The following is a 22,023-nucleotide window of genomic DNA, read 5'->3' as shown; positions in this document are numbered from 1 at the left end:
ATCAGTGAGGCACGTAAATTTGCAGAGCCCTTGGTAAAATTTCGACTTTTATCGGTGTTTTTGTTTTTACGTCACCATCAACATCCACATTCATTGGTCGCTTGGTTTCTATTTCCATTCTATTGCCAGAAAATGCCGTGACTGGATGAGTGGTTTTAAATTTTCCCGTTAACAATGACGGCACCAATGCAAACGCGTGCCACCATTTTTCCACTTCGGTACTTAAGGCATGCAACGTTTGATCATCCAATTTTGCGTCTTCATGAATAACCAGACCATTTCCGTAATTTCTTCCATTACACACGGAAAGTTGCCAAGAATATGCCGTATGTTCTTTATTGTCACATCGTATGCGCACTCGAAACGGCGTCATTCGTTTAGCCAACTGTAACGCCGTCATTACGAAGGCAAAAACTCCAAATATTCTTTTCATTTTTGAAGGAACTGCGCGATTTACCTGTGTACTTAAACCTATGCCAATCACGTTTACGAAATGAATTCCGTTGGCAACACCGACATCAATGTTTTTAATCTTTCCTTGAAGCAGCAAAGACAACGCCTCTTTATGGTCTGATGGAATATCCAGTGACCGCGCAAGATTATTAGCCGTACCGCAAGGGATCACAACCAAGGGAAGTTGATACTTTGTCAGGCTTGACAACACTTCGTTAACAGAGCCATCACCGCCGCCTACCAAAACAATTGGCTTTTTATGATGATACTTCTCGATGATCACATTCATTTTATCTTTGTCAGAACCCAAGCTGGAATTCAACACATTGTACCCTTGGTCTTTCAGCCAATTTTTTATTTCAGGTTCAAGTTGGTTGCCTTGACGGGCGTTGGGATTGACTAAAACTAATATATTGTTCATAACATTAAGATGAAGCGAGTGTTACACATTTCTGACCTCCACTTTGGCCGAATAAATCCCCCGGCGATAAAGTCGTTGGAACTATTTCTTCAGAATGACACCCTTAATCTGGATCTCATCATTATGACCGGTGATTGGACTCAACGAGCACGTCGTAAACAGTTTAAAGAAGCCGCTGAATTTATCAAGAGAATGCCCGTCCCTGTTCTGACTATCCCTGGCAACCACGATATCCCTTTGTATAATTTCTGGTCTCGACTTGTACAGCCGTTGAAGAACTATAACAAATTTATAAGAAATATAACGACGGACAGTTACCAAGACCAAGAGCTATCCGTCGTGGGAATCAGAACAGCTTCGGTTATACGCACAGTTGAAGGAAGAATTCTAAAATCAGATATTCAACGTGCCAAAAAAATATTTTCAGTCGCCAATCCACACGCAGTACGCATTGTCGCCTGTCACCATCCACTTTTCGTCCCGAAACTTCTGGCCAAAATACGCCCCAGAGAACTCGTCAACGAATTGGCCGCTCTTCAACCCAATATCGTCCTGAGCGGACACTCCCATCTGAATTGGATTGAATTAGTGAATCCAGAAACTCATCAGGAAATCTTGCATATATCGGCGGGAAGCGCCACTTCCAGCCGACTACGTGGTGAGGAGAACAATTTTCATATTCTTGAATTAAATGGAAAAGAAATAAAAATTGAAACATATTTTTTGGGAGAATCTGGCTTTATCACTAAAGAAGCTCAGTCTTCTCGATTAATTAAAATGAATCAAAAATTTCTGAAGCCGGAAATTACTCCACCAGCTTCAAATGGGATACTATAAAAATATTTCCTAGGTGCCACCACGAATCAAAAACAAGACAATTAAAATTGGAATTGGAATGCCTAGTGCCCATAGTAGAATCCAACCAATTGCACCCTTCGTGTTGTTCACTATTTTAATCGGGTTCATAGATATCTCCTATTTTGGCACGTCGATCATTCGACGCTCATTACAAACAGCCCCCATCATTCCACCCAAAGCGGACGCGATCATGGCCAAGACGATCGTCACAAAGCTGCTCCATCCAACGGCCTTCAATGTTGTCGCCGCCGCTTTCCGTGCGTCTTCCAAAGTCTTGTCGACTTTTTCTTTTGCAACCGCGATCATCTTATTTGCTTCGTCTTCCCTAACTCCTGCCTGCGCAGCCAAGTAGTTCTTAGCACTTTCCTGATCACCACGAATAAGTCGCGAAGAGAGATTCTTCACAATGACCTCTGGATCGGATGCCAATTTTCGATTTCCCAGCGCATCCTGAATAATATCCTGGATCAATGGCCCCTGTGAGGAGGCGATTCCACCTGCGGTCGCTGTCGCGGCACCGAGAGCAGCACCTGTTACTTTTCCTAACGCAGCCACTGAAGCCATGGCATTGCAGGCAATGACCAGCGTGCAAAGGCCACCGACCAACAGACCCTGCATCACACCGACGACATCAACTCGGCGGCGGGCTATACGAACTGCATAGTAGCTTCCAACGAAATTTCCAAGTATTAGTGCCACCACAACGCTTGCGCCGGCAAAAACACTTGCGCTTTTTATTGTCGATCCATCATCAAGACCGATGCCACCGAAGGCTATAGACAATGCCAGCGTGCCCATGACTACAACCACACCAATGACCAACCCGGCCAAAGCAGATCGCCAACAGACTAGATGGCTGTAACCACTCGGCTCTGTTTTAAATGATTCATTCACCATGTTTACTCCTTTTCGTAGCTACCTGTATTTTGAAGTATCAGATTTTTTGTCGCCAACGCCTTTGATGAGTTGTTGCATTAAAACATCGGAATTTGCTCTGATGTAAAAGTTTGAGCTTTGATTGAACACAGTCCGGCGCCTCGCTACCGTTTGACGCTATGGAGACAAAATGAAACTTGATCCTCTAAAATTATGGAATAACAGTTCATCAAAAGACGCCATTATCGACTTTGTTCGTCGTGTGACTGATTCAGACTCCGCAGATTTTGTTAGACCTGAAGATCGCATCGCTGTGTTCGACAATGATGGGACTCTTTGGTGCGAGAAACCACTTCCCGTTCAAGCAGACTTTATGTTACGCAGAATTGCCGAAATGGCTAAGAAAGATCCATCGCTCGCCAAGGATCAACCTTGGAAGGCTGTGAGCGAAAAGGATTATAAATGGCTGAGTGACGCCGTTTGCCCTTTTACGGAAGTCTTTCAGCCAAACAACAGGCTTGAAAGACTTCCGCTTTTTTCTATAAACGAAATAATTTGAATACTAGTGACGACTTACGTTACGTGGGCCGTCTTTTCTATTTTGCTCACTCTCTCTGTTTTCGTTATTTTCGTCGAAATCCATATCGTCCGATTCGTTATCAATAGACTCATCTGAACGATTGGCTTTGCGAGTTTCGGGTGAATCACTGCTGCTCGAGCGTCTTTGCTCTTCTTCGTGGCTTGGAGAGCCAGGTCTATCAGAAGTATTTCTTCTCTCTTGTTCTTTATTTGGATTGTTTTGACCACCCTGTTGTGATCCCCGATTTTGGTTTGGTTGAGATTGTGGATTTTGATTAGCCATATTAAACCTCATTCAAATTTTTGCCTTGATTGGCTATTGAAATTTAACTGGGTAGGCTCGAATTTTCTAGTGAGTATGTAATGACTCTCGACACTGAGCATTTTCATCCAGGACTTAGGCTAAGCATTTATTTCACTATCAAAATTAAAATAAAAAGACCCGCACGTATGGCGGGCTTAAACTTTTAAACTACAAAGAACTACTTACGACTTGCTGATCTTTTTTCTGACTGAGAAGACGACATGCGATTAGATTTTGTCGACTCTTTTCCTTTGTTCCCAGCTCCCTTGCTGCTTTTACCTTTCGTCGTCTCTTGCTCTTTACTATCTCTTTTTGAATCTTGGTTTCTCATAGTAATCCTCCCTTTAGGAGTATTCAGACACATATGTCTTCAATTGTATCGTTGTACTTAAACAGATCCGAAATTGAAGAGATCGTTGGGGCTGGACCTATTCCCAAAAAAAATGGATTTTTTGCCTATCCAATTAAGACTGCCGGAGCAATTGAACTTTTGATATTTAGATTATCGCAGGAAAATGAAGAGAAAAAATGGGGTGACCGACGGGGCTTGAACCCGCGACACTCGGAATCACAATCCGATGCTCTACCAACTGAGCTACGGCCACCACAAAAGGAAGATCTTTTATAGAGCCTTGGCGGACAAAGTGCAAGATCGAAAAAGCGGTTTTTTAAAATTCTTTAAACCCTAATAATCACAAGGGGCTACGACCGGCTGAGCCTGGCAGTGAATGCTGGCATTTTGCGCATTTAGGACCATTAAGTCAGACCATTCGCCATTTGCATTGCAGCGGCGACGCTCACATGTGACCCCTGGGCTATTTAAAAGGCACTGCTTTTTTTGCCCCTTAGGGTTACCCTTGCACACCCAGGAACACTCGTTAAAGTTCGCAGCCGGCGCGGAACATACGCCTCCTGCGCGCTTTGCCGCCTCAGCAGCTTCCCGCTCCTTGCGAACTCGATTTGCTTCTTGCTGTTGGCGTTTCTTATCGGCACCGTCGAATAGTGCAATCTCTTTGACCGACATCTTGGTGACTGGAGTCAAGTTGCCACGGGGAATTTTGCGCCCCTTCAAAAGAACATCGTAGGCGATCTCCCCGCCTTCAATAATCCCTTGAAAGCCGACCTGCTCTCCCGCTTTCGCTGTTGCCGTTGTTTCACCGTTCATCGCCGAAAACTCGATAGAACCTTTAATCACCTTCACCTCGCCATAGGCTTTGGGAGGATTCAGATTAAAGATGAAATCACCAGCCGGCGGAATAAACTCGTAAAGGTCGGTACGCAACACCGTGTTGTAACGAGTTTTCTCGCCCTCTTTTTGCAGCCATCGCAAACTTCCGGAGTTTAAAATCAAGACCGGTGCTTCACCGCCCTCCCAGCTGATGGTTGGCAAAAGGACCGAGCTGTTGGGTAGAACTGTGAATTTACGAACTTCGCCAAATGCAATGCGCACACTGGAGTCTTCGCCCGTTTCAAAAAGAGCTTTTTCCTGCAAAGGCGTATTGCGGGTCAGATTGACCTTATGGCCATCTTTTCCGGTCAAAACAACCTTCCCAACAACCTCTTCAATGGCTGGATATTTGGGTGGAGCCGCCACGGCAATTCCGGCGCTTAAAGTAAGTAGTGAAAGTATCGCTTTAAGATTAAGTGTTTTCTTTAACACGCTCGAGCTCCCAGAGTTTTGCATACTTCAAGAATAACGAATAAGCGGCCCCGATGGCGATAACAAAGCCTGGCAAACCATCCAAAAATCCTGCTTTTACGAAATAAGTTTCAACGAATTTACCAAAAGGCTTAAAAATCATCTTTAAGCAGGAGAACTGCGCCCCACGAGATTGCAATTCACGAGCTCCCAATCCCGAATATCTGTCATTTGTGACAACCTGATCGCTTAAATCATCAAAGACATAATGCAGTAAGGGTGAGGTCATCTTAAGATGACTTTTTACTTCGACCTTTTCATGTACGTTTGCGGAATTCCAGCTGCTTTTTGATTTGTTAAATAAACGCAATTGGAAGTCAGGATACCATCCCCCATGCATAATCCATCTTCCCATATGGAAGGATTTGCGCGGAAACAAGTAACCCGCTTCCGGATCAAGGCTTGAAAACTTGGAAACTATTTCTGAGGCAAGCTCTGGACTGAGTGCTTCGTCAGCATCCAAAGAGAGAACCCAATTGTGCTTGGCTTGCTCGGCCGCGAAGGCCTTCTGAGGACCGAAACCGCGCCACTTTTCCTGGAACACGCGGGCGCCTGCTTTTTCAGCAATCTCCACGGTGCGATCCGTCGAAAAGCTGTCGACCACCACAACATCATCGGCAAAGGGAACGGAACGAATGCAGCGGTCGATGTGCGCTTCTTCGTTTAGGGCAATCACAACAAGAGAAATAGGAAGTTTCGTCACTGAATTAGATTGGTATTCGATCAAGGTCTTGTCAAATGATTCGCAACTCGATACCATTTTTTTGAGCTGAAAGGTTTTTCTTGATGAATTTTGCTAAATACTTCGTTTTATGTCTGTTTTTGTCTTCGCCGGCCCATGCTTATCTGAGCATTTTGGAGTCCGGGGAAGTTCTTTCTTCCAATCTTATTCAAGTAGGTTTTGAACCTCAGATTCTAACCAACCGGGAAAGCGGCGCAAACTTCGATGTTTTTGTCGAAACCGGCCTGAACGATTCCACCAGCGCGCGCTTTTTGATCGGCGGCGGAACTATCGACTTTAATGCATTTGCCAGCGTTAAATGGATCCCCATTCCAGATTTCGCCAATCAGCCTGCCATGGGTATCCGTGCAGGGATCGGCTTTGCCCGCGATAATGACGACAACGTCTTGCAAGTTCAAGCAGCTCCTCTTTTGAGCAAAAGATTTGAGACTGAATATGGTTTGACCGTCCCTTACATCGCAATTCCATTCACTTACCTGAACACCAAGGAAGACAACTATGTGGCTACAAACTTGGCGGTGGGAACAGAATGGCAGCACCCAGACCTAAAAGACACAATGACTTTGGGTGGTGAAGTTGGTGTAGACTTGAATAAATCGTACACTTACATCAGTATTTTCGCGACTTTCCCTTTTGAAAGCAGCAAAGGATTCGGTAATTAATATGTTTTCATGGTTTTTTAAAGATGAAGCCGGCACCGCTGCTGATTTGTATGTCGACTTGGGCACCGCGAACACTTTGATCGCGGCTCGCGGGAAAGGCATCATTCTGAATGAGCCGTCCCTGATTGCGTACCAACAAACAAGCCCGGGGCGCAAGCGCGTGATCGCAGTCGGTACCGATGCCAAGGAGAAACTGGCAAACAACCCTGGAAATATTTTTGCGCAAAAACCAATCCGTGATGGCGTCATCGCTGACTTTGAAACCACTGAAGTCATGTTGAAACATTTCCTGAGCCAGCCCGGAGTTAAATCTGCTTTCTCACGCCCGCGCATTGTCGTGTCCTTGCCGTATGGTGTGACCGAAGTGGAAAAGAAGGCCGTGATCGAATCCTGTAAAGCAGCCGGCGCGAAGGAAGTATTTCTGATCGACGAGCCGATGGCGGCCGCGATTGGCTCTGGCTTGAATGTGAAATCTGCTGAAGGAAATATGATCATAGATATGGGCGGCGGCACAACGGAAGTTGCAGTTATCGCTTTGGCTGACATCGTTTATTGTGAAGCTGCCCGCGTGGGTGGTCACAAAATTGATGACGCTATCATTGACTACTTCAAACGCTACAAAAAACTGATCATCAACGATGTGACTGCTGAATACCTGAAAGTCGCAATCGGCACAGCTGTTCCCAAGAAAGACATCAAAATGGCAAGCATCACTGGCCGCGACGCGGAGACAGGGATGACAAAGTCCATTGACGTGAGTTCGGAAGAAGTGGGTCTTGCGATGAACTCCTGTATTCAGGAAGTGATCAATGCCATTCATAAGGCACTTGAGCACACGCCTCCCGAGTTGGTTTCAGATATCATCGAACGTGGCGTTGTCCTTGCTGGTGGTGGCGCTTTGATTCGCGACTTTGACTTGCGCATTCAAAACGAAGTGCGCTTGAATGTGCGCGTGGCCGACAGCCCACTAACAGCCATCGCCTTGGGTGGCGAAGCAGTACTTTCGGATCCAGAACTTTTGGATAAAATTCAATTGGAAGTTTAAACTAAAAAGCCCCGAATTTTCGGGGCTTTTTTTTAGATCTGCTCTGCGTTTTTCATATCTTCACGAACAAGTTCGTTGAGTTTTTTCGCCACCGGCCCCTGCACTCCAGCCCCAATCTTTTGCCCCTCGTATTTTGTCACCGGCAAAACATCCAGGGTGGTACCAATCATCATCACTTCTTTGGCTGATTTGATATCCTGCTCTGTGATATTTCTTTCCTGAATGCTTTTAAGCTCACCACTTTTAACCAGGGACTCTGCCAATTCAAAAGTTCGCATCATCGTGGTGCCCTTAAGAATTTGGTGCAGCGGCGGTCTGACTAAAACACCGTCTTTATCCAAGATGACCATGTTTTCGGTGCTGCCTTCCAGAAAATTTCCTTTTTCATCGACGTTGATGGTGAAATCAACCCCGCGATCGACACTTTCTTTCTTCATCAAAACATTGGGAAGATAGTTGCAGGATTTGATTCTTGCAAAGGCCGGCTCCTTAGGGGGAACTGCACTTTTCGCAATACTCACACCTTCCTGATATTTTTCGGGCGGCAAAAGCTTCAGAGTTGTCACGACCAGATACAGTTGTTCGCCAACAGAGTCATAGGGGTTCGTGGTGAATCCACCCGGACCACGGGAGACGTAAAGACGCAGTAAAGCATCTTGAACATTCGCGACTTTCATAGTTTCAGAAATCGCAGTTTTTACGTCCGCGATGGACATGGGAAGCTTCAAGCCAATTTGGGCTGCGGAAGCTTCCAAACGACGCATATGTTCTGCAAACAAAAAGATCCTTCCATTGACGACCTTGATTGCCTCAAAAACGCCATCTCCCCTATGCACCAGATGATCATCCACCGGGACAGTCATAAGACCCGGCTCCGTCACGATTCCACCCCACCAAGTGCTATACATGGCTAAGTATGATTGCTGAGCTGGATACTTTTTCTCAGCGAGTTTAGCAAGAATCTGTGCCGGGGTGAGCAAGGTAAGTGACATACTGAAAGCCGTCCTTATGAGTGAGTCTTAAGCCACTTCTATTCTCAGAATGGCAGCATGAAATTGGCAAGTTTTTTGTTTTTTAGTTTGACCTTCTATTCTTGCAATTCGGACAATATAGCTTCAGACATCAGGGAGGATGCTATGATTTTTCGTGTGGCCTTTTTAGTAGCTGCAATGAGCTTGTCCGCGTGTTCACTTTTTCAGGGCAGACGCGCCCCCAATCAGGAAATGCAAGTTTCCCTTAAGGATGAAAAAGGCAATCCAGCAAAAGCCAATGTCATAGACTCCGGCACAGCAGAAGACCAAGCCCGCGCTCAGGAATTGCGCGAAGCAGTCGCCGCCGAAGCTGCAAAACAGGCTGAAAAAAACCAACAAGCCACTGCCACCACTGCACCTGTTGCTGCGACCACCTCCAACCAAACTGCAATCCCAGGGGCTAAAGCTCGCATGATGGGTCCGGTTGCTGCGGATAAATCCTTGGGTTGGTTAAAAAACGGAAACACTCGTTATGTTACAGGTCGTTTGCGCTCGGATGGCGCGGCCTCTAAGGATCGCACCCGCCTGTTGGAGAGCCAAAAACCCCACGCGATTGTATTGGCGTGCAGCGACTCCCGCGTTCCGCCTGAATTGGTATTTGACCAAAAACTGGGCGAGATCTTTGTCGTTCGCACCGCAGGTGATTCATTGAATGAATCCGTTATCGGAAGTATTGAATACGGCATTCAATACCTGGGTGCAAACCTCATCGTAGTATTAGGCCATAGCTCCTGCGGCGCAGTGGCAGCAGCCATGACCGGCAACGACCTTGGTAGCCCCGCATTAAACGCGATTGCCGACGATATTAAACCTCGTATTACGCAGTTTGCTGGGAAAACTCCGTCTCGAGGCTTGATACAGGAATCCTTTGCAAATGTCTCTGGCGTGGCTCACGATCTTTTGCTGCATTCGCAAATCGTGCGTGACGCTGTAGGCTCTGGTGATGTAAAAATCTCTAGAGCACTTTATCACCTGGATTCAGGCAAAGTAGAGTGGAAAGACTAGAGTAAAATTGGAGAGTAAAGCTGATGAGTTCGCCGCGTAAAATTTTGATGACCTGTGCCCTTCCCTACGCCAACGGCTACATTCACTTGGGCCATTTGGTGGAGTATCTACAAGCTGATTTCTGGGCACGCTTTCAAACTATGCGCGGTAACGAATGTGTATTCATTTGCGCGGACGACACGCATGGCACTCCGATCATGGTCAAAGCCCGCGAACAAGGCATCACTCCAGAACAGTTGATTGCGGCGTCTTTTAAAGAACACACGGCTGACTTCGCTGATTTTCAAGTTAAGTTTTCTCACTACGGATCTACAAACGCTCCGGAAAACAAAGCACTGATCGAACAGTTCTACGGAAAGTTTGTCGAAGGCAACCACACGCGCACTCAGGCCATTCAGCAACTTTACTGCAACCACGACAAGATGTTCCTGCCGGATCGTTTTGTTAAGGGCACATGCCCTAAGTGCGGCGCCAAGGAACAATACGGCGATTCTTGTGATGTGTGCGCTTCCACGTATTCACCAAGTGATATGAAAGAAGTGCATTGCTCTATGTGTGGCACTACTCCGGTGTTGAAAGATTCCGAGAGTATTTTCTTTAAACTTAATGATTTCAAAAAATATCTGGAAGAGTGGATCCCGAAACACTGTGCTCCGGACATCGCAAAAAAAATGCTGGAGTGGTTTAACGAGGATCTTCATGACTTGGATATCTCCCGTGATGAGCCGTACTTTGGCTTCCCGATCCCGGGCACCAATGGCAAAAAGTTTTTCTATGTTTGGGTGGATGCACCGATGGGCTATATGTCCACGACTGAAATTTGGGCGAAGTCTCAAGGGAAAACCTTGAAAGACATCTGGCAGGATCCGACGCGCGAGATTTACCATTTCATTGGTAAAGACATCGCGCGCTTCCATACGATTTTCTGGCCGGCCTTCTTAAAGGCTGCGGAATTCCGTTCGCCAAATCAGGTCTTCGTTCACGGTCACTTGATGGTGAACGGCGAAAAGATGTCCAAATCCAAAGGGACCTTTATCGCAGCTCGCACTTATCTGAATCATTTAAATCCAGAGTACTTGCGCTACTACTACTCTACAAAGCTAAACAGCTCTGTGGACGATATCGATTTGAATCTGGAAGAGTTCGTAAACCGTGTGAACTCTGAGCTTGTGGGCAAGATCACAAACCTGGGCTCCCGTGGCGGCCAGATGTTGAAGAAAAAAATGGATGGCGTGATGAGCACGCCAGACGCTGAGGGGCAAAAACTGATTGCGCATGCGCAAAGCAAATCAGAAGTGATCGCTGGCCACTTTGAGGCCCGTGATTTCGCCAAAGCCCTGACTGAAATCAGAACGCTTGCTGATGATGCGAACAAGTACTTTGACGAAAAAGCTCCTTGGAAAACATTGGAAGCGGATCCTGTTGGCACAAAACAAGTGATCACCACGACTTTGAATATTTTCAGGATGCTTGCGATCTACTTAAAACCCGTGCTTCCCGAATACACTGCCAAAGTGGCCAAGCTTTTAGGCGAAGGCGACTATAAGTGGAGCGACATCAATACTGTTCTGACAAATCGTTCAATTAACGATTACGAGCACCTTGCAACCCGCGTGGAAGCTGACAAAGTGAAAGCCATGGTTGAAGAAAGCCGCAAGATCAACGAAGAAATCCAGGCAGCCAAGAAGGCCACCTCCACCAAGCCCGCAGACAAGTCCTCCGCTAAAGCTACGGCGGGCAAGCCCGCTACTGAGACGGATGCAAGCCCTGGGGAGATCGAGTTTACGGACTTCGAAAAAGTCGAACTTCGTGTGGGTCAGGTTGTTGAAGCTGAAGAAATCAAAGAGGCCGACAAACTTCTTCGTTTGAAAGTTGATATCGGGAACGGCGAGATTCGTCAGATCATCTCTGGTATTAAAGCAGCTTACAAACCTGAACAACTTATAGGTCGCAAGCTTTTGGTTTGCGTGAATCTAAAACCACGTAAAATGAAATTCGGAATGTCTGAGGGCATGATTCTGGCGGCGGGCACAGGAGGCAGTGATCTATTCATGCTGTCCCCGGATGATGGCGCTAAAGTCGGCCAAAGAGTGAAGTAATGAGCCTTTCAGCTCAGGATAAAAAATCCCTCGAAGAAATTCATAAGCTTTTTATTGAGCTTGAGAAATCCTCGGGGGATTTTTCTTTTGATACATCTAAACTTGCTTTACTTAAAGAGAAAATTGCCCAACTGACTTCATCTGAGAATGCAGATGTCGGCCGCCTTGCGCCCCTGCGCGATCATTTGCACGGGAAAATGACCTTAAAACACTTTGTAAGCTTTGCGATCCCCTTTGAGCGCCTTTTAAATCGCAACCTACAGGATGATGAATTTCTGATCATAGAAAACGACAAGGCCACAGCGCCGCAGGAAACTCTGCCTTTGGTTTTTGTCCTGGATAATATTCGCTCCGCCTTTAATGTTGGATCGATCTTCAGAACCGCAGAATGCCTGGGCGCGGAACGAATCTGTCTTTGCGGCTACACCCCCAATCCCACGCAGTGGAAAGTTGAAAAGACCGCCATGGGTACCCAGGAGTATATGACCTGGGAGGAACATCCCCGCTTGATGGAGTGCCTGGAGATGCTGAAAGAGAATGGCTACCGTCTGGTCGCCCTTGAAACAGCGGCATCAGCGTCGGATCTTTATGAAAACTTTGAGGCCGAGCCCACGGCATTTATTTTAGGTAATGAGCGCTTTGGATTGGATCCAACGGTTTTGCAGCTGATCGACGAAGTTCGCGTGATTCCTTTGCGGGGTCGCAAGAACTCTTTGAATGTGGGTGTCACTGCGGCGGTAGCCGGTTTTGAATGGATGAGACAGTGGCGAACACGAAAATAGAACTTACGCCGATTGGTTATTTTAAAAGCTCTCAGGTGCACCCCTATGAAGCGGGCCGCCAGCCCGACAGTCATCATGCGACAGGCGTGATTGAACTTTTACCCGGGCAGAATTTTGAACAGGCGACGACAGGCCTTGAGGGCTGCAAAAAAATTTGGGTGATATTTGCATTTCATCGCAACGACCACTGGAATCCCATGGTGCTGCCACCTCGTGGGCGCAACACCAAGATCGGAGTGTTTGCCACCCGCTCCCCTTATCGTCCCAATCCTGTTGGCATGAGCTGCGTGGATGTGGTGAGTATTGAAAAATTAAACATCACAGTTGCGGGTGCAGATATTTTGGATGGCTCCCCGATTCTGGACATCAAACCCTATGTCGCCTATGCGGATTCTTTCCCTGAAGTTGAGCCTGATTGGCTTAATGAGGCGGAAAAATATTCTGTGGAGTTTTCGGTAGCCGCAGAAAAAGCCCTGGTTTATTTGCAAGCCATGGGTGTTGAAAACCTGCGTGGTTTTTTGCAGCATCAGTTGGAATTTGAACCTACTAACGGCAAAAAGAAACGCGTTAAAGATCTCTCTGAAAATGAGTTCATTATCGCCTATCGCACTTGGCGAGCGGTCTTCACCGTGACAGAAAATTCTGTGACTGTTTTACGAATTGAAAGTGGTTACAGTACAAAGGATTTAAAGAACTCTGACGACACTTATCAGGACAAAGAACTCCACCGGGATTTTTTAAAGCAAACATTTTGATACGGAAAAAAGCCCCAACTTGAGGTTGAGGCTTTTTTGCAATGAACCGGATTATTTTCCGTTTTTGTGCTTGTCTTTAACTTTAGCCAATTGATCCTTGCAGGCTTGAGAGACTTCGTCCTCATGACCTTTCATACACTGGATCACTGCACCTTTACCTGGCTTCACGTCAGAGCAGTATTTCTCCACGTCCTCATGACAGGCTTCATGGATATTTTTGAAGCTCTTTTTCATGTCTTCCATTTTAGCTTTGCACTCTTTGGATACTTTGGATTTATTTTTACGCATGCACTTGTGCATGTCTTTCCCTGGAGCCACACCTGGGCAAAGTAGTTCGCGGTCTTTCATACAAGGACCTTCAGTTTTAATAGTGCCGACGACATCGTGTGTGCCTTCTGGCGCGGTGTTCGTAGGTGGAGCTGCAGCTCCTGGCGTTTGCGCATAAGAAACACTAGCTGCTAAAGCAAGGGCGCACATGACGATCAATGATTTCATTTTTCCTCCTATGGAATAGCATAATCATAGACCTGTTCAGATTTGATGCAATATTGATTTGCCGGACTACAACAAAAGTTTAGCTCCCATAGCAAGGGATGTGAAAAAACTGATCACAACGGCACACCACAAATAACTAAAAAGTGTGAATAGACCGTCTTTTTCAAGATATCCGATTGCAGAAAGCACGATAGCAATGGCCGGTACTGTATTTGAAAATGGAATGGGCAAAGGAAGCGCTAACATACAAGCGTTTGCGGCCAACACCACAAAATTCAAAAAGCGAAAGGCCTGCATATCATGAAAGAACATCATGCGCTTTCTTACGATCTTGGCCACATAGGTCCAGACTTTCTCGGCATAATTGCTAAGTTTTAAAACTGTCCGTGAAGAAACGCAGACGTTCTCCCACCTTTTTGGCAACCATGGTGGACGTCGGCGCAAAAGAAAAAAAGAAACCAGAATTATCAGCACACCAGAAATAGTGGAAAGTCCCGGTACAGGAATCGGAAATAAATACGGCAAACACAGGAACAATAAAATCATTCCGTGGCCCTCTTCTCCCAGTAGCTGAAAAACTTTTTTCAGAGAGAGATCCCCATGCCCTGCCTCTTCCTGCAACAGATCCATGGCGGCAATAAATTCACTTTTCAATTTGCTTTCCTTTCGCCAAGAACCTATGACTAAGATTCTATTATATTCTAAAGGACCGGCTATGGATTGGAAGATTTTTGCGAGCACATTCATCACTATTTTCCTGGCGGAAATGGGTGACAAAACTCAGTTTGCCGCATTGGCAGCGTCCAGCCAGACCAAGTCGACTATGACTGTTCTAATTGCTGTTGTGTTGGCTTTGGGACTTGCAGGCGCATTGGGTGTTATCTTTGGTCGATACTTAGGACAACTATTGAATCCACAAATGATGAAGTACGTGTCTGGAACTCTGTTTATCCTGGTCGGGATTTGGGTATTAACATCTAAAGGGTAATCGGCTTACGATTGCCTGCTGAAAAACAAATTCGAAACCGCAAAGCATTATGTAACGCTGGCAAACAAAAAAAAGGAGTCGTTAAGACTCCTTTTTTTGTTTTGAATTACTCGGGTCAAAGATCGCTACTAGATAGTAGCGATCAATTGAGCGATCAACAAAGAAACGACAGACATAACTTTGATCAAGATCGCAACACCTGGACCTGAAGTATCTTTGAACGGGTCACCAACAGTGTCACCAACGACAGCTGCTTTGTGAGCGTCAGAACCTTTAGGATGACCTGGCAATCCACCTTTTTCGATGAATTTCTTAGCGTTATCCCATGCTCCACCGGCATTCGCCATGAATAGAGACATTGTAGCACCAACAGCCAATGAACCAGCAAGCATACCTGCCAGAGCCTGAGGCCCCATCAAGAAACCAACTGCTACCGGAGCCAGGATCGCGATCATACCTGGCAAAATCATCTCTACTAGAGCTGCTTTTGTTGCGATATCCACGATACGTGCAGGTTGTGGTTCTGCTTTACCTTCACGAAGGCCTGGGATTTCCTTAAATTGACGAGCAATTTCGATTACGATTTTCTGAGCAGCTTTACCAACCGCAGTCATTGTTGTTGAACCAACAAGGAACGGAAGGATTGCACCGATCAAGATACCGATCAATACGCCTGAAGTAGTTAGCTCCAAAGACATTGCAGCCATACCCGCTTTGATACGAACATGGTTTACTTCCATGTTGAATGCCGAGAATAGAGCAACAACCGTTAGAATAGCTGAACCGATTGCGAAACCCTTACCAATAGCTGCTGTTGTGTTACCAACTGCATCCAATTCGTCAGTGATGTCGCGAACGTTTTTACCAAGACCAGACATCTCAGAAATACCACCCGCGTTGTCAGCGATAGGACCGTAAGCATCTACCGTCATTACAACTGCAGTACCAGCTAGCATACCAACTGCGGCGATAGCGATACCGTATAGACCCAAAGCCTGGTCAGCAGCATAAGCTGCAGCAACCACGATCAACATTGGGATCGCAGTGGATTCCATACCTACTGCAAGACCACGGATCACACCAGTACCCGCACCCGTCAGAGCTGCCTCAGCAACCAAACGGATCGGACGAGCAGCCGTGTAGTACTCAGTGATCAAACCGATCAAAGCACCACCGAATGCACCTGCTGCCAAAGCAACAGTGACTGTTTGGGAAAGACCAAACATTGGCATGATGATGTAAGAAGCGATCGTCAACAGGATTGGCGGGATGATCAAAGCATTACGAAGAACCGTTGCTGGTTTTCCGTTTTTGAAAATACGCGCAGCAAAGATCACGATGATAGAGATCACCATGCCTAGGCCAGAAAGAAGCAATGGAAGCATAACGCCCGCAGTACGAGCATTGGCTGCATCAGCACCTTCAGCGATCAATTTAGACAAGCCCTCAAGAGGGATAGTCAAAGCGATTGCTGTTGCAGAAACGATAGCCGCAACCATCGATTCATAGATGTCAGCACCCATACCTGCCACGTCACCAACGTTGTCGCCCACGTTATCTGCGATAACGCCTGGGTTACGAGGGTCGTCCTCAGGAATGTTTTCTACAACTTTACCAGCGATGTCTGCACCAACGTCAGCCGCTTTAGTATAGATACCACCACCGATACGCGCGAAAAGTGCGATCGAAGAAGCACCTACTGCGAATGAGTGAAGAATTGTGCCCATTTGTTCAGTGCCATCAAATTTCAAGTAAAGGCAACCAAGACCAATCAAAGCCAAACCTGCAACGGAAAGACCCATGACTGCGCCACCGTCCAGAGCAACTAGCAAAGCTGCTGGTTTGGAACCCGTCGCTGCCGCTTGAGTAGTACGAACGTTTGCGTAAGTCGCAGCTTTCATACCGAAGAAGCCAGCAAGCAAAGACAAGAAGGCACCCAGGATGAATGATCCTGCTGCAACCAAGCCTAATGCGAACCAAAGAATCAAGCCTACGACGATAGCGTAGACAAAAAGAACCTTGTACTCACGTACAAGGAAAGCCATTGAACCTTCACGAACATAGCCCGCGATACGATTCATCGTTTCATTGCCAGCTGGCTGTGCCTTCACGCGAAGGTACAGAACTACTGCCAACACCAAACCAATAACCCCAGCGATCGCTGGAGACATTAGCAAGTTATTACTAAACATTGTTGCACTCCATGTTTGATTTCTCGTTTAAATTACGAAGACTTAGGGATAATAAAAACATTGCATGCAGTCAATGAAGGGAGTGCTGAGTTCACGCTTTTCAGGCTCGGCGCGTTAGCTAAAGGTACGGACACACCTTCTCCACTTGTGGAGAAGGTGTGTCCGTACCTTTAGAGGTTGGGAGCGATGAATGCGAAAAAGACACCGGTTAGGAAAATCGCTACTGAGATCGCGTAAACGCGAGTTGAGAACTTTCTGCCACTTATGCAGGCATCCCGAAGTGCGGGATCGATAGGACAAGGCGCGTTGCGATTAAACCATAACCATCCGCCATTAAATGCCAGCATCACTGCTGCAAAAATGAACACTTGGACTTTGTGTTCAGAAATCCAAATAAGTCCTGGGACATTGTTCGCAAGCCCTGCAAGCGCCGCCCCAAGCCCAAGACTCACCATGAGCGCGGGAAGCGCACAACAAATGAGCGTCCCCGCAGAACTAAATAGAGTCACATACGCGACGAAACTATTTTTTGTCGAAGCTAACTTCATAGCCTGCATCCTTTAGTAAGGAGGAAATTTTCTCATGAGAAAGTTTTTTTCCGTCCTTGTAAGTAAGTTTGACGAATTTATTTTCCAGACTGACATCCACTTTATCAACCTCTGGCTGTTCCTGGAATTTTTTGGTTATTCCCTGTGCGCAAAAAGAACAGACCATACCGTTCACCCCGACTGTTTCTGTTTCTGCTGCGAATGCCAAAGTGGAAGCAAGAATTGAGAGTGTGAAAATTAAAGCCTTCATGATTTCTCCTTATTAAAAATGAACCATATAGTTAAATCCCCAGTTACCGTTAAAACCCGCACCCAACTCAATCAGAACATTTTTGTAAAACAACCTTACAAATTGGGTGAGCTCCGTTCCGGAATCATTTTTCTTATCCGCCTGCAAAATCAACCAGGCATTGATGTCGTTGTACTCAGCCAGATAGGGAGCAAACCCCATCCGGGCTTTGATCATTTCAAAATCCGGGCGCGTTTGCGTTTCAGAATTGTCTCTAAAAAAACGGCTGTACGCGGCGGCGGTATAGTAACGGCGAGACTCCCAATCGACATCTATCGAACCGAATCCCACGCCTTTATTCTCATCATAGGATTTCTCGACACCGTATCCTGCGCCCAAATAAATATTTGCCTGTGAGTCTTCGTTATTCCAGCGCTTTGCGAGCAAATTCACTCGCGGCATAGAGTAGTTTGTGTCGCCTTCGCGGAAGTAATACAGGCCTGCGGCCACATATGATTTAAAGGAGTATGTTAATAGCAATTCATTTTCTTCGGGCTTATTATATGACATAAGCGACACGGCCCCTTGATAGGAAACCGGATGCCCAAATGCATCGGCCTGAGTGAGGAGAATCGCTGAGAGTGCGAGTAGGAGCTTTATCATGTCTTACTTCCTGCTTGTGTGTTCCTTCATCCGCTACTAGGATAGGTAAAAAGGTTTTGTGACAAAGTGGTTGAAAAAAAATTAGAAGACCAAACAGACGAAGAACTTTTAATCTCTCTGGCTGATGGAGAGACGAAGGCATTGGACTATCTCTACTTGAGACATTCAGGGCGCGTTCTTGCGTATGCGAAAAAACGAGGTCTGGCGGCGGAAAAAGCGGACGAGATTCTGCAGATCGTTTTTATGCAGGTCTTTCGTAAGAAACACCTCTACGATCCCAAGCACAAAGCCTTGGCCTGGATCTACGTCATCACTCGCAGTGAATTAAAAGACTATCGCAAGAAAGAAAACCGAACGGACCTCGAATGGGATGATAGTTTGTCACAAACTGAGGTCACTCCTCCTAATATAGAGCATGAGGAGGAAGCGGCGGTTTTACTGAACGAATTAAAGCCCCGCGAGCAAGAGGCTTTGCGATTGAGGTATTTGGACGAGCTGGAATACGATGAAATGGCACGACGAATGAAAACTTCGGACAGCAACATTCGTCAACTGGTAAGCCGGGCACTGAAAGCACTAAGGAGAAGAAATGAAAGACGTTAAAAATGATTTTGAGTCTTTTAAAAACGATGCGGATCAGGTATCTGCAGGTTCTTCTTTTGTCTTAAACAAAATTCATTCTGAAATTGCGCGCACGGCTCCAAAAAAATCAGCTGTCGCGGTAAAACTCGGTGGAATCCATCTGGTAAGCTCATTCTTTACCCTGATGGCCTGCCCTCAATTCGGCACGCGTTTATTTTTTAAGGGCGAGGGATTGATGGACGTCTTCATGAAAATCTCCCCGATGTTTTGTCAGGCATTCTGCGGAGCTTTTTATTTGGCAGTGACATTTATACTGGCGCGTATGGTATTGAAGTACGACGAGTGGCTGGTGGTGATGCGTTCTCGATCGCTGTCGATCGGCTCTGTGGCCCTGCTGTCTTTAGGCGTATTCGCGATGCTGGCTCAGGGGATCTCCTGGGAGGCTGGGGTCTTCTGGATTTTCGGAGCTTTGATAGCCGGGGAAATGGCTTCGGTATCGCGGATGACTTTGAAAAAATATTTTCGTTTTAGCTAAACATAAATCCGACATTCGCTTTCTTAATTTACCAAATAGATTTTAACTGTACGCAATTGGCGCACAGCTATTGCTTTTAAATGTTCTCTAACATCTTTACCTAGAGAATATTTATGTATATACATAATAGTGAGGTCTTCTTTCAATGGGATTCAGATAAGAATCTACGGAATTTCAACAAGCATGGAGTCGCGTTCGATGAAGCTGCGACAATTTGGTTCGATGAAAATCTACATTCTTTTCCGGACACCAAGCATTCGACCGACGAAGATCGACTCATAGCTATTGGCAAATCGTCCAATGAGCGTCACCTTTATGTGGTGCACACGATTAGGAGAACGATACATGAAGAAAAAGAAATCCGCTACTGTCGTATTATCAGTGCCAGAATTGCTAGCTCTCGCGAAAAAAGGTATTCCTTATCGGGAGGTGAAAGAATCTGAGATTGATTTCTCCGAGATGCCAGAGCTAACTCCAGTGCAACTGAAGAAAATGGTCAGACCAGGCCGACCATTGATCTCTCAATTCCCCAGAAAAGCTGTCTCCATTCGCATTGACGAAGAGGTTCTGACTAAACTTAAAAAGAAAGCAAAGAAACAAGGCATCCCCTACCAGAGCCTGATCAACGATATTTTAAAGAAGGCTGTCTAAGACCCAAGCTTAAAGTTTTAGCTTAATTTCCAGTGGAAAGTGGTCCGAGCTTAATACGGAGCTATGGACTTCCGCTTTTAAGACATCAAAGCCGCGAACAAAGACGTGATCAAGTTTTAGCAGGCGTCCGTCATTTTCCAAATCCAAATGCTCTAATTTTAAATCACGGAAGATGGATTTCATAATCAGGTGGCGTTTTACATTCCACGTGTTGAAGTCCCCTGCCAGAACCACAGGGCCATCAAAGGTGGAAATACGCTCGGCAATTTCATAGAGTGAATTCGTGAATGCACCCGTAGTCACAAAGTTTAAAACGTGTGTGCACACGACCAGAACTTTTCTGCCTTCAAACTCATACTCACTAAAGAGTGTCAGCTTGGGTGTCAGCCAGAAAAGCTCGCGCGAACTTGAGCGAATAAAATCCACCGCACTTGGTGTGTACTTGGAGCCAATCGCAACGCCAGTACTATTTTGATTTTTCTTGTAGTGAAAGCTTTGCGCCAGATGCCATTCGTATGAGGAGAAATCCTGCTTCCACAAGAGCGGCATTTTATTATCGACCAAGGCTTCCTGCAATAGAATAAAGTCCTTACCACTGCCGTGTTTGCGGAAATCGTTTTCGAAAATATGCGCGCGCTGCCCCTTATAGACATTCCAGACAAAGATATTCAATTCAGAAGTGGGAGCCAGCACTTCACCGGCCTCCCCGATCTTCATCAATACCTTTCCAATTTCTGGAATCTTAAAGGGAACCATTCACTATCCTTTGTTGCCCACTTTAGCCAAGTAAGCTTCGTTCACTTCATGCACTTTCAAAGCTTGAGCTTCGGTGCGCTCCTGCTCTGCCAGCAATGTTGAAAGATATCTTTCCGACATACTTGGGATAATGACAACGATATTCTTGCCACGATTTTCTTCTTTCGAAGCCTGACGAAGTCCTGCTGCGACCGCTGCACCGGAAGAAATTCCGACCGGGATGCCTTCTTTTTTGATGATCTCACGGGCCATTTTGATGGATTCTTCGGAGGACACTTGCTCAACCCCGTCTACGACTCCACGATCCATGACCGACGGAACAAAGCCCGCTCCCAATCCCTGGATTTTGTGTGGACCTGGTTTACCACCAGACAGCACCGGGCTTTCTGTGGGTTCAACTGCGATAATTTTCACCGACGGTTTTTTTGCCTTCAACACCTGGCCCACACCTGTGATCGTACCGGAAGTACCCACGCCACTGATCACCATATCAACTTGGCCATCAGTGTCCTGCCAGATCTCCAATGCTGTTGTTTCTTTGTGAATCGCAGGATTTGCAGGATTATTGAACTGCCCTGGCATCCAGGAATTTTTATTGTGTTCATGAAGTTCTGTCGCCTTGGCGATAGCACCTTTCATGCCCAATGGCCCCGGAGTCAGAATGATTTTTGCGCCCAATAGAAGCAACAAAGTTCTGCGCTCTTGCGACATCGTTTCTGGCATCACCAAAGTGATGACGTAACCTTTTGCAGCGGCGACAAACGCCAGCGCAATACCGGTGTTGCCGCTTGTGGGCTCGATGATTTCCATTCCGGGCTTTAGTTTTCCCTCAAGCTCTGCATTTTCAATCATCGCAAGACCGATACGATCCTTAACCGACGCCAGCGGGTTGAAGAATTCAAGCTTTAGCAGCAGATTTCCAGGAAGCCCCTTGCCGATTCTTTGCATTTGCACGAGGGGTGTTTTACCGATGGTTTTTGTGATGTCAGAATAGATTCTCATGGGTGAATAGTTCCTTTTAGTTAGATATTCAGTCTACTCCTGACTTCAGGGGGACACCAGTGGCAGAGGGG

General features: G+C 46.3%; 27 protein-coding genes and 1 tRNA gene. 13 read left to right on the top strand and 15 right to left on the bottom strand.

Translation table 11 applies throughout. The features are described from left to right. Nucleotide 1: 1 nt before the first annotated feature. The gene (locus ACLVWR_RS14880; protein WP_413581412.1) at nucleotides 2-874 is read right to left on the bottom strand and encodes a lipid kinase; all 873 of its coding nucleotides are present in this window, start codon (nucleotides 872-874) and stop codon (nucleotides 2-4) included. Nucleotides 875-883: 9 nt separating this feature from the next. On the opposite strand from ACLVWR_RS14880, the gene ACLVWR_RS14875 reads away from it, so the two are divergent. Next, nucleotides 884-1,711: a metallophosphoesterase family protein gene (locus ACLVWR_RS14875; protein ID WP_413581411.1), complete on the top strand. Its 828-nt coding sequence runs from the start codon at nucleotides 884-886 to the stop codon at nucleotides 1,709-1,711. A gap of 138 nt (nucleotides 1,712-1,849) precedes the next feature. On the opposite strand, the gene ACLVWR_RS14870 is transcribed toward ACLVWR_RS14875, so the two are convergent. Continuing rightward, nucleotides 1,850-2,629, bottom strand: a complete 780-nt coding sequence (locus ACLVWR_RS14870) for a hypothetical protein (protein WP_413581410.1) — start codon at nucleotides 2,627-2,629, stop codon at nucleotides 1,850-1,852. A 169-nt stretch (nucleotides 2,630-2,798) separates the two neighbouring features. Here ACLVWR_RS14870 and ACLVWR_RS14865 point away from each other — a divergent pair, with 169 nt between their 5' ends. Further along, nucleotides 2,799-3,167 (top strand): hypothetical protein, encoded by a 369-nt coding sequence (locus ACLVWR_RS14865; RefSeq protein WP_413581409.1) that lies wholly within the window; start codon nucleotides 2,799-2,801, stop codon nucleotides 3,165-3,167. Nucleotides 3,168-3,170: 3 nt separating this feature from the next. On the opposite strand, the gene ACLVWR_RS14860 is transcribed toward ACLVWR_RS14865, so the two are convergent. The 4 genes from ACLVWR_RS14860 to ACLVWR_RS14845 all read right to left on the bottom strand — a co-directional run bounded on the left by ACLVWR_RS14860 (nucleotide 3,171) and on the right by ACLVWR_RS14845 (nucleotide 5,950). Next, nucleotides 3,171-3,470: a hypothetical protein gene (locus tag ACLVWR_RS14860; protein WP_413581408.1), complete on the bottom strand. Its 300-nt coding sequence runs from the start codon at nucleotides 3,468-3,470 to the stop codon at nucleotides 3,171-3,173. A 550-nt stretch (nucleotides 3,471-4,020) separates the two neighbouring features. Then, nucleotides 4,021-4,096: transfer RNA gene (locus tag ACLVWR_RS14855), tRNA-His, on the bottom strand. Between the two features lie 80 nt (nucleotides 4,097-4,176). After that, nucleotides 4,177-5,151 carry a hypothetical protein gene (locus ACLVWR_RS14850; RefSeq protein ID WP_413581407.1) on the bottom strand — a complete coding sequence of 325 codons (975 nt, stop codon included), beginning with the start codon at nucleotides 5,149-5,151 and terminating at the stop codon, nucleotides 4,177-4,179. Then, nucleotides 5,132-5,950, bottom strand: a complete 819-nt coding sequence (locus tag ACLVWR_RS14845) for a glycosyltransferase family 2 protein (RefSeq protein WP_413581406.1) — start codon at nucleotides 5,948-5,950, stop codon at nucleotides 5,132-5,134. The genes ACLVWR_RS14850 and ACLVWR_RS14845 overlap by 20 nt, the downstream gene beginning before the upstream one ends. 26 nt (nucleotides 5,951-5,976) lie before the next feature. On the opposite strand from ACLVWR_RS14845, the gene ACLVWR_RS14840 reads away from it, so the two are divergent. Together ACLVWR_RS14840 and ACLVWR_RS14835 are read left to right on the top strand one after the other, a co-directional pair. Then, on the top strand, nucleotides 5,977-6,594 hold the full coding sequence (locus ACLVWR_RS14840; RefSeq protein ID WP_413581405.1) for a hypothetical protein: 618 nt from the start codon (nucleotides 5,977-5,979) through the stop codon (nucleotides 6,592-6,594). 1 nt (nucleotide 6,595) lies between these two features. Further along, nucleotides 6,596-7,639, top strand: a complete 1,044-nt coding sequence (locus ACLVWR_RS14835; protein WP_413581404.1) for a rod shape-determining protein — start codon at nucleotides 6,596-6,598, stop codon at nucleotides 7,637-7,639. A 32-nt stretch (nucleotides 7,640-7,671) separates the two neighbouring features. On the opposite strand, the gene ACLVWR_RS14830 is transcribed toward ACLVWR_RS14835, so the two are convergent. Further along, nucleotides 7,672-8,631, bottom strand: a complete 960-nt coding sequence (locus ACLVWR_RS14830) for an aminotransferase class IV (protein WP_413581403.1) — start codon at nucleotides 8,629-8,631, stop codon at nucleotides 7,672-7,674. A 144-nt stretch (nucleotides 8,632-8,775) separates the two neighbouring features. On the opposite strand from ACLVWR_RS14830, the gene ACLVWR_RS14825 reads away from it, so the two are divergent. From ACLVWR_RS14825 to tsaA, 4 genes are read left to right on the top strand one after another with little or no spacing between them, the layout of a single operon-like run. Beyond that, on the top strand, nucleotides 8,776-9,675 hold the full coding sequence (locus tag ACLVWR_RS14825; RefSeq protein WP_413581402.1) for a carbonic anhydrase: 900 nt from the start codon (nucleotides 8,776-8,778) through the stop codon (nucleotides 9,673-9,675). Nucleotides 9,676-9,698: 23 nt separating this feature from the next. After that, nucleotides 9,699-11,774 carry a methionine--tRNA ligase gene (metG, locus tag ACLVWR_RS14820; RefSeq protein WP_413581401.1) on the top strand — a complete coding sequence of 692 codons (2,076 nt, stop codon included), beginning with the start codon at nucleotides 9,699-9,701 and terminating at the stop codon, nucleotides 11,772-11,774. After that, on the top strand, nucleotides 11,774-12,556 hold the full coding sequence (locus ACLVWR_RS14815) for an RNA methyltransferase (protein WP_413581400.1): 783 nt from the start codon (nucleotides 11,774-11,776) through the stop codon (nucleotides 12,554-12,556). Before metG ends, ACLVWR_RS14815 begins: the two co-directional genes overlap by 1 nt. Then, nucleotides 12,526-13,311 (top strand): tRNA (N6-threonylcarbamoyladenosine(37)-N6)-methyltransferase TrmO, encoded by a 786-nt coding sequence (gene tsaA / locus ACLVWR_RS14810; RefSeq protein WP_413581399.1) that lies wholly within the window; start codon nucleotides 12,526-12,528, stop codon nucleotides 13,309-13,311. The genes ACLVWR_RS14815 and tsaA overlap by 31 nt, the downstream gene beginning before the upstream one ends. Nucleotides 13,312-13,362: 51 nt before the next feature. On the opposite strand, the gene ACLVWR_RS14805 is transcribed toward tsaA, so the two are convergent. Together ACLVWR_RS14805 and ACLVWR_RS14800 are read right to left on the bottom strand one after the other, a co-directional pair. Then, a complete protein-coding gene (locus ACLVWR_RS14805) occupies nucleotides 13,363-13,806 on the bottom strand; it encodes a cysteine rich repeat-containing protein (protein WP_413581398.1) in 444 nt (147 codons plus the stop codon). A 66-nt stretch (nucleotides 13,807-13,872) separates the two neighbouring features. Next, a complete protein-coding gene (locus ACLVWR_RS14800; RefSeq protein WP_413581397.1) occupies nucleotides 13,873-14,553 on the bottom strand; it encodes an exopolysaccharide biosynthesis protein in 681 nt (226 codons plus the stop codon). On the opposite strand from ACLVWR_RS14800, the gene ACLVWR_RS14795 reads away from it, so the two are divergent. Continuing rightward, the gene (locus tag ACLVWR_RS14795) at nucleotides 14,522-14,794 is read left to right on the top strand and encodes a TMEM165/GDT1 family protein (protein ID WP_340596282.1); all 273 of its coding nucleotides are present in this window, start codon (nucleotides 14,522-14,524) and stop codon (nucleotides 14,792-14,794) included. The two genes, ACLVWR_RS14800 and ACLVWR_RS14795, sit on opposite strands and share 32 nt — an antisense overlap. Before the next feature lie 128 nt (nucleotides 14,795-14,922). Here the strand turns inward: ACLVWR_RS14795 and ACLVWR_RS14790 are convergent, their stop codons facing one another. The 4 genes from ACLVWR_RS14790 to ACLVWR_RS14775 all read right to left on the bottom strand — a co-directional run bounded on the left by ACLVWR_RS14790 (nucleotide 14,923) and on the right by ACLVWR_RS14775 (nucleotide 18,426). Next, the gene (locus ACLVWR_RS14790; protein ID WP_340596283.1) at nucleotides 14,923-16,986 is read right to left on the bottom strand and encodes a sodium-translocating pyrophosphatase; all 2,064 of its coding nucleotides are present in this window, start codon (nucleotides 16,984-16,986) and stop codon (nucleotides 14,923-14,925) included. 170 nt (nucleotides 16,987-17,156) lie between these two features. Further along, entirely contained in the window at nucleotides 17,157-17,534 is a 378-nt protein-coding gene (locus ACLVWR_RS14785; RefSeq protein WP_413581396.1) for a hypothetical protein, read from the bottom strand. Then, the gene (locus ACLVWR_RS14780) at nucleotides 17,509-17,784 is read right to left on the bottom strand and encodes a heavy-metal-associated domain-containing protein (protein ID WP_413581395.1); all 276 of its coding nucleotides are present in this window, start codon (nucleotides 17,782-17,784) and stop codon (nucleotides 17,509-17,511) included. Before ACLVWR_RS14780 ends, ACLVWR_RS14785 begins: the two co-directional genes overlap by 26 nt. Nucleotides 17,785-17,796: 12 nt before the next feature. Continuing rightward, a complete protein-coding gene (locus ACLVWR_RS14775; RefSeq protein WP_413581394.1) occupies nucleotides 17,797-18,426 on the bottom strand; it encodes a hypothetical protein in 630 nt (209 codons plus the stop codon). A 66-nt stretch (nucleotides 18,427-18,492) separates the two neighbouring features. On the opposite strand from ACLVWR_RS14775, the gene ACLVWR_RS14770 reads away from it, so the two are divergent. The 4 genes from ACLVWR_RS14770 to ACLVWR_RS14755 all read left to right on the top strand — a co-directional run bounded on the left by ACLVWR_RS14770 (nucleotide 18,493) and on the right by ACLVWR_RS14755 (nucleotide 20,194). Further along, on the top strand, nucleotides 18,493-19,029 hold the full coding sequence (locus tag ACLVWR_RS14770; RefSeq protein ID WP_413581393.1) for an RNA polymerase sigma factor: 537 nt from the start codon (nucleotides 18,493-18,495) through the stop codon (nucleotides 19,027-19,029). Then, nucleotides 19,016-19,543, top strand: coding sequence for a hypothetical protein (locus ACLVWR_RS14765; protein WP_413581392.1), 528 nt, complete (start codon nucleotides 19,016-19,018; stop codon nucleotides 19,541-19,543). Before ACLVWR_RS14770 ends, ACLVWR_RS14765 begins: the two co-directional genes overlap by 14 nt. 113 nt (nucleotides 19,544-19,656) lie before the next feature. Continuing rightward, nucleotides 19,657-19,986, top strand: coding sequence for a BrnT family toxin (locus ACLVWR_RS14760; protein WP_413581391.1), 330 nt, complete (start codon nucleotides 19,657-19,659; stop codon nucleotides 19,984-19,986). Then, entirely contained in the window at nucleotides 19,889-20,194 is a 306-nt protein-coding gene (locus tag ACLVWR_RS14755) for a BrnA antitoxin family protein (RefSeq protein ID WP_413581390.1), read from the top strand. The genes ACLVWR_RS14760 and ACLVWR_RS14755 overlap by 98 nt, the downstream gene beginning before the upstream one ends. A gap of 9 nt (nucleotides 20,195-20,203) precedes the next feature. On the opposite strand, the gene ACLVWR_RS14750 is transcribed toward ACLVWR_RS14755, so the two are convergent. Next, a complete protein-coding gene (locus ACLVWR_RS14750) occupies nucleotides 20,204-20,950 on the bottom strand; it encodes an endonuclease/exonuclease/phosphatase family protein (protein ID WP_413581389.1) in 747 nt (248 codons plus the stop codon). Nucleotides 20,951-20,953: 3 nt separating this feature from the next. Beyond that, nucleotides 20,954-21,952: a cysteine synthase A gene (gene cysK, locus ACLVWR_RS14745; protein ID WP_413581388.1), complete on the bottom strand. Its 999-nt coding sequence runs from the start codon at nucleotides 21,950-21,952 to the stop codon at nucleotides 20,954-20,956. Nucleotides 21,953-22,023: the final 71 nt, after the last annotated feature.

It is taken from the genome of Bdellovibrio sp. HCB288, from assembly GCF_047305935.1.
GTDB lineage: Bacteria > Bdellovibrionota > Bdellovibrionia > Bdellovibrionales > Bdellovibrionaceae > Bdellovibrio.
Note: the sequence above shows the minus strand (reverse complement) of the source record. Positions and strands in the feature narration are given on the sequence as shown.